The sequence below is a fragment of the Amycolatopsis kentuckyensis genome (genome assembly GCF_002155975.1).
Taxonomy (GTDB): Bacteria; Actinomycetota; Actinomycetes; order Mycobacteriales; family Pseudonocardiaceae; genus Amycolatopsis; species Amycolatopsis kentuckyensis.
In genome coordinates this window covers 1-5,653 of record NZ_MUMI01000700.1, presented here as the reverse complement: position 1 = coordinate 5,653, position 5,653 = coordinate 1, and the positions used below count along the sequence as shown (strand labels likewise).

At 73.3% G+C, this 5,653-nt stretch carries 5 protein-coding genes; 2 read left to right on the top strand and 3 right to left on the bottom strand.

The annotated features are described in order from the left end of the window. Positions 1-105: 105 nt before the first annotated feature. Genes CCN39_RS45925 through CCN39_RS45915 form a run of 3 tightly spaced genes read right to left on the bottom strand, consistent with a single transcriptional unit; the run spans position 106 to position 3,960 of the window. Positions 106-2,946, bottom strand: a complete 2,841-nt coding sequence (locus CCN39_RS45925; protein ID WP_086853261.1) for a LuxR family transcriptional regulator — start codon at positions 2,944-2,946, stop codon at positions 106-108. A 31-nt stretch (positions 2,947-2,977) separates the two neighbouring features. Beyond that, positions 2,978-3,385 carry a hypothetical protein gene (locus CCN39_RS45920; protein WP_086853259.1) on the bottom strand — a complete coding sequence of 136 codons (408 nt, stop codon included), beginning with the start codon at positions 3,383-3,385 and terminating at the stop codon, positions 2,978-2,980. Further along, complete coding sequence (locus CCN39_RS45915) at positions 3,382-3,960, bottom strand: sigma-70 family RNA polymerase sigma factor (RefSeq protein ID WP_086853257.1); 579 nt, start codon at positions 3,958-3,960, stop codon at positions 3,382-3,384. The genes CCN39_RS45920 and CCN39_RS45915 overlap by 4 nt, the downstream gene beginning before the upstream one ends. A gap of 248 nt (positions 3,961-4,208) precedes the next feature. Here CCN39_RS45915 and CCN39_RS45910 point away from each other — a divergent pair, with 248 nt between their 5' ends. Together CCN39_RS45910 and CCN39_RS45905 are read left to right on the top strand one after the other, a co-directional pair. After that, positions 4,209-4,877 carry a DUF4142 domain-containing protein gene (locus tag CCN39_RS45910; protein WP_086853255.1) on the top strand — a complete coding sequence of 223 codons (669 nt, stop codon included), beginning with the start codon at positions 4,209-4,211 and terminating at the stop codon, positions 4,875-4,877. Between the two features lie 8 nt (positions 4,878-4,885). Continuing rightward, on the top strand, positions 4,886-5,653 hold a 768-nt coding region (locus CCN39_RS45905), incomplete at its 3' end, for a ferredoxin (RefSeq protein WP_086853253.1).

Below are 5,653 nucleotides of genomic sequence, written 5' to 3'. Positions count from 1 at the left end.
CGACCGCTCGCGCGTGATGCCGCCCCGCCTCGGCGGCAGTGCCGGGTCGCACCCCCCCGCGATGCCTCGGCGACCGTCCGCAAGCCCCAAGCCGGAACCCCGGACTCAGCGACCATCCCCCCGCTGCGAAGACTTCGCCAGCGCCCCACCCAGCTCCGCCCGCCCGGGAATCCCCAGCTTCCGGTACGCACCCGACAAATGCAGCTCCACCGTCCGGCGCGTCAGGTGCAGTGCCGTTGCGATCTCGCGGTTCGTCAGCCCCTGTGCCGCCATCACCGCGATGCGGTTCTCCTGGCGGGTCAACCCGTGCTCGTTGTCCTTCGCCGGCGTCAGTGCCCGCCGTGCCGAGCGCAGCTCCTCCGCCGCCCGGCGGGCCAACGGCCGCGCTCCGCACTGCTCGCTCAGCTCCACCGCCTGCCGCAGCGTCTCGATCGCCTTCTCCGACTGGCCGTGCCGGGCCTGCAACGTCCCCAGTTCCGTCAGCGCCGTCGCCAGCTGCAACCGCGACGGGGACGACCGCAGCGTCGTGATCGCCTTCTGCAGGGCCCGCTCCGCCTCGTCGTCCTCGCGGACCAGGCCCAGCGTCGTCAGCGCCGTGCCCAGCGGCCGGGCCGCGCCCCACCGGGCCGCGGCGTTGATGTCCTCCTCCGCCAGGCGGGCCGCGTCGTCGGTCTGGCCCAGCGCCAGCGCCGCGCGCGCCGCGTGCGCCCGCCACGGCACGAACCCCGGGAAGCGCATGCCGTGGTGCGCCAGGCGCCGGCCACAACTGAGGAGGTCCTCGAACCCGAACCGCGTGTACCCCGTCGCGACGCGCAGGCGGCCGCGCGCGTACAGCAGGTACGTGTGCGTGAACAGGCCCTGGCTGGCGACGAAGTCCATCCGGTCCAGCAGGGACGTCGCCGCCTCGAAGCGGCCCAGCTCCACCCAGCACTCGACGAGCTTCGCCGCGCACAGCACGCCGACCGGGCACGTCGTCGTGGCGCCCCGCTCGTCGAAGCGGCGCAGCAGTGATTCGAAGTGAACGCTCGCGCGCTGCAGGTCGCCGCTGGCCTGCAGCGCTATCCCGCGGGCCAGGGTGGGGAGCGCGCCGTGCGGCACGTGGACGTCCCACGGCTCGCGTTCGACGTCGAGGACCCGGCACAGCCGGTCGACGTGGGCCGGCTCGTCCGCGAGCACCGCCGTCGCCAGCGTGAAGAAGTAGTGCTGCTCGAACAGCTCGCCGTCGTCGCCGACCGCGTCCCGGGGGCTCCGGGTGGCGGAGCTCGGGGCCCCGGCTTGGCTCAGCGCGTCCGCGAAGTGGCCGACGGCGTCCTGCGCGGACTCGCCGCTGCGGACGGCGTCCAGCGCCAGCAGTGCCGAGCGGCTCCGCTGGGCCGCCGGGTCGGTCAGCGGCGCCCACTGCTCCTCGAAGTCGCGGAACTCCGGGGGCGGGCCGAGCCGGCTGCCGGCCTCGGCGAGGTAGGTCATGCACAGCAGCGGCCACACCGCGTCCGGGCCGCCCGCGTCGAGCCGCGCCGCGATCTGGCCCGCCGCGCTGATCCCGAGCCGGGCGTCCTGGCCGCCGCAGAGGGACAGCAGCATCGCGGTGGCGATGTACGCGGCCGTCTCGCGGTTGCCCACCGTGTCGACGGCTTCCCGCACCCGCTTCGCCGCGCCGGGCGGGTCGAACTGGAACTCCGCGTGCGCCAGCTGCAGCAGCACGGCCATCCGGCGCCCGGACGTCAGCCGCTCCTCCAGGGCCCGCCGCAGGTGCCGCGCGGCCAGCTCGGGCCGTCCGGAGAACACGGCGTCGCGCGCGCTCAGCCGCAGCACGTCCACCGCCCACGGGATCCGGATCGACGTCGCTTCCAGCAGGTGAGCGGCCACGCGCTCGGGCGGCGCCCCCGCCTCCGCCAGCAGCTTCGCCGCCCGGGAGTGGTTGACCGCCCGCGTCGTGTGCGGCATGTCCTTGAGCAGGGAGTTGCGGACGAACGAGTAGGTCAGCGTCGGCTGGTCGCTGTTGTTCAGCACGTGCAGCCGGACCATGGTGTCGACCGCCTGCAGCGCGTCCAGCTCGTCGACGCCGGCCAGCCGGGCCAGCAGGTCGAAGCCGGCGTCCTCGCCGAGGATCGCCGCCGCGTGCAGGATGGCCGGCGCGTGCGGGAACTCCTGTATCCGGGTGGTGAGCACCTGCCCGATCAGCGACGAGCCGAGCTCGTGCGGGTCCGCGCCGGGCAGCAGCCTCGGCCGCAGCGCCTGCAGCAGCACCGGGTTGCCGCCGGTCGCCTCGCGGCAGGCGGAGGCCAGCTCCCCGGGGGCGAGGCCGAGGATCTCCGCCGCGGCCGCGTCGCCGAGGCCGTTGAGCGTGATCGTGAGCGGGGTGCTCCCCACCATGTCCAGCAGCGCGACCTCGCGGTGCTGGGGGTAGCCGATGACGGACGTCAGGACGAGCAGCACCGGCAGGTCGAGCACGCGGTTGCGGAGGTAGGCCAGGCACCGCATGGACCAGGCGTCGGCCAGGTGGATGTTGTCGATGCCGAGGAACAGCGGACCGCGGTCGGTGGCGTCGCGGACGATCCGGAAGAAGAGGTCGAGCGCTTCGCTCTCGCCGGCCGAGCCGCACAGCTCGGCGACGGGCGGGCGCGGGGGCGCGCCCGGCTCCTCGAGCGCGTCGGCCAGCTGGCGGACGAGCCCGCCGGCCAAGTGACTCTCGAGCCGCGACCCGGTGGCCGTCGCGACGGTGAAGCCCGCGTCCGCGGCCAGCGCCGCGGCGGTCCGGAGGACGGCGCTCTTGCCCATGCCGAACTCGCCGGCCAGCACCGCGCTGGCGGCCGCGCCGCCCAGGACGACCGGGAAGAGACCGGTCAGGCGGCCGAGCTCGGGCTCGCGGCCGGGGAGCCGCGGGGCGGGACGCTTCGGTACCGAAGCCCCGCTGGCGGGGTGCTCGGGATTTACTTCGGTATCCACCGTAAGGACTTTCATGTTGGGTTGGGGCAGACTACTGGAAACCGGCCGACCACGGGAGACACCGCGGGGCCAGGCCGGTACCGGCCACGACCTGACCAGGGGAGACGATGGACGCAGGGCTTGCGAACCGGATCTTCCCGACGATCGGCCGGTGCGCGCAGAGGGCCATCGCGGCCACGCCGAGCGCGAGCAGCAGGAGCGGGCCGGCCGCCGGCCCCCGCAGGGCCGCCGAGCCCGCCGACTTCCGGCGCCGGGCCGCACCGTCGCCCGGCGGCAGGTAGCCGAGCCGGACCGCCTCGGCCAGTGCGCCGGCCACCGGGGTGAACCCGTCGACCCGGCCCCGGCACCGGGCGCAGCTCCGCAAGTGGGCTTCGAACTCTTCCGGATCGTCGTGGACGCCCAGCCCGTAGGCCGCGGCGTCCCCCTTCCGCCCCCTCATCGGATCGTCACTTCCCCGAGCGCTTTCCGCAATTGCCGCATCGCCGTGTACAACCGCGATTTGACGGTTCCTTCCGGAATTCCGAGAATTTCCGCCGCCTGTCGAACGGTGTTTCCCGCGAGATACGTCTCGTAGATGACCGACTGATATTTGGCATCCAGTTCCCGCAATGCCCGAGTAATCGTTAGCGCGGCTAACGAGCTGTCGGCGCGGTCGGTGGACTCGGCGTTTTCCGGGATCTCCAGAGCGACCTCCTGCGGGCGGACGCGGCGATTCCTCCAGCCGTCGATGACGATCCGCCGGGCCACCGTGAGCAGCCATCCGCGCAGCATTCCGGGCTCGCGCTCGAGCGTGTCGGAGTGCTGCCAGGCCCGGATCATGGTCTCCTGCACCACGTCTTCGGTCCACTGTCGATCATGGTTGGTCAGGGCCAGGACCTGCGCAAACAGGGTGGCGCGGAAATCTTTGTAGAGCAACGGGACGAGGTCGTCTCCCGCGGCGGGGCCGGTGTCGACCGCGGTCGCGGACGACGCGTAGCCGACGCGGCCGCGGCTTTCTCTTCCCAGTGCTTCCATAAAGCTCGCAACCTCACCTGACTGGCGGACCGTGGGGTCATCGGAGCGTAGCGCAAAATCACTTAATAGGCCATATGTATTAGTTTCACCGCTCAATTCGATGCAGCGTCGACGAGTGCCGCCCCGGACCGGTTCACAATGTGTCTTGTGATGCACGTCACAGGTCACTAAAAGGTGACGGCGAGAACCGGATCGCACCTTCTCCCCGTAACAGGAGGTGAGGACTCCTTTGCGAAGGGACAACGGGGATGCCGCTCCGATTCGTGGCGTTGCTGGCCGCCACGGCCGCGCTCGTGCTGGCCTGCGCCATACCCGCGTCGGCCGGGGAACTGCAGCAGTCCGACCGCGCCCTGCTGACCCGGTTGAAGCAGCACACGCTGTGGGCCGTGCCGTCGAGCCGGCTCGCCGTCGAGCGGGCCACCAACCGGCGGGTGCGCGCCGTCGCCGTCCGCATCGCCGACGACCAGGCCCGCCTCGACGTCGCCCTGCGCGCCGTCGCCGACCGGCTCGCCGTCACCCTGCCGGGGGAGCCGACCGACCAGGAGCGCGGCTGGGCCGACGAGATCGCCGCCGACTCCGGCGACACGTTCGACCGGGCCTACGTCAACCGCCTCCGCGCCGAGTACGGCACGCTCTTCGGGCTCGCCTCCGACGTCCGCGCGGGCACCCGCGACGACGACGTCCGCGCGTTCGCCCAGACCGCCGTCGACACCTCGCTCGGGCACCTGACGCTGCTCGAGAGCACCGGGCTCGCCGAGACCACGTCCCTGCTCGTCTCCGCCACCGAGGACGACACCCTCGGCGGCGGCGCCATCGCCGTCGGCGCCGTTCTCGTGGCGCTCGCCGCCGTCGCCACGTTCGGCCTGCTCCGCCTGCTCGGAACCCCCGGCAGGACCTCGCCGCGCACCCGGAGGTAAGCCGTCCCATGTCCCCCTACGCCGCGCTGATCCCGGTGTCGCCGCACGACACCGGGATCGCCGAGGCCGCCGCGCTGTCCGGCCGCCTCACCTACCTCTGCATGTGCCTGACGCTGTGCTGGGGCGTCCTGGCCGCGACCGGCTGGGTCCGCCGGTTCAGCGGCCAGGACGCGATCCGCACCGGGCACGTCCTGCTCGCCGCGTTCACCCTCGCCACCGGCACCCTGCACGGGCTGACCTTCCTCTTCCTGGAGGACGACCCGTTCGGCGTCGCCGACCTGCTGCTGCCCTTCTACGACGGCACCCCGCGGCACGCGCTGGGCATCGCCGGCCTCGAGCTCGTCATCGCCGTGTCCGTGACCGCGGGGCTGCGCCGCAGCGCCGGCGAAGGCCGCTGGCTGCGCTTCCACCAGGTGGGGTACCTCGCGATCGGCCTGCTCGCCGTGCACGCGTGGCTCGGCGCCATCGCGAGCGGGCACCTCGCCGTCGTCTGGCTCGCCGGCATCACGCTGCTCGTCCCGCCGGTGCTGCTGTCGGTGCTGCGCGTGCTGCCCGCCAAGGCGCTGGCCCGCGTGGGGCTGGTCGCGCCGCCGCCCGCCGGGGCCGACCCGGAGCCGGCCACCGTGCGCGTCGACGTCGACAGCCAGCGCTGCCACGCCTACGGGGTCTGCCAGTCCGAGGCACCCCAGGTCTTCCAGCTCGGCCAGGACGGGCAGCTCGCCTACGAGAAGCGCCCGGGTGCCCAGCTCGTCCCGAACGTCCAGGCCGCCGCGCGC